The organism is Photobacterium sp. 1_MG-2023, assembly GCF_030547945.1.
Taxonomy (GTDB): Bacteria; Pseudomonadota; Gammaproteobacteria; order Enterobacterales; family Vibrionaceae; genus Photobacterium.
The window spans coordinates 1-766 of record NZ_JAUORR010000082.1; the positions used below are offsets into that span (position 1 = coordinate 1).

At 38.5% G+C, this 766-nt stretch carries 2 protein-coding genes; both read right to left on the reverse strand.

The window, feature by feature from the left end:
- Nucleotides 1-110: 110 nt before the first annotated feature.
- Entirely contained in the window at nucleotides 111-371 is a 261-nt protein-coding gene (locus Q4579_RS22965; protein ID WP_303567276.1) for a bacteriocin immunity protein, read from the reverse strand.
- Nucleotides 368-766 (reverse strand): HNH endonuclease signature motif containing protein (locus tag Q4579_RS22970; protein ID WP_303567277.1); only part of this gene is annotated, 399 nt, incomplete at its 5' end. The genes Q4579_RS22965 and Q4579_RS22970, both read right to left, overlap by 4 nt.

Here is a 766-nt window from a genome sequence, read left to right on the forward strand (position 1 = left end):
AATACTAAACTTATATGATCAGATCGCGCAGATTCGTAAAAGTTCAGTCAATTAACAAAGTGCGATCCTGCCCTGATCACAGATATGCTCAAGTGGCCTTTTCTGAGGAATTATTCAGGTTTAAAGCAAGGCAACCCTTGTTCAGCGTACCAGCGTTTTATTTCTAAAAGAATCCCTTCTGGGGAATCATCATCGCCTTCTTTGGGCCAAAAAATTAAATCAGTACCGCTAGGATGATGAACGACTTTAGCAAAATGACGAATCAGTGCGTCCTCTTCTTTCTCAGTTAAATCATTATCGCAAATTAACTCAATAAAATTTAAGAACTCAGATTCACTATACTCTGTAATACTATTTTTTAAAAAAGTCATCTATTTCTTCTCTCCGTAATGTATCTTCTTGTGGTGTTTCGGGTTACTACCCTCAAATTGTCAATATTATAGACATCCCCACCTTTGTTCACTTCATCTATGTGATGGATCTCGAAACGGAAAATTTCCCCATAATGATAATCTTTCCTCGCCGCAGGAGCCTTACCTTTTCTCAGTTTCTTTAAATTGTTTCTATTGAACTGTTTAGACAAAACTGGATCATTCGAAATTTCTGTCCAAAACATTTCTCGAAAAACATTGAAATTATTGAACTTCTGACCTCTAAGCTTATCTGCAATTCGGGTTGGGATATGAGAACCTTGCCCCTCATTAGCCGCCTTGCCCAACCAATAACCATCTTCCCACGGCACATCTTTGCCTTTCCCCGTCACAAC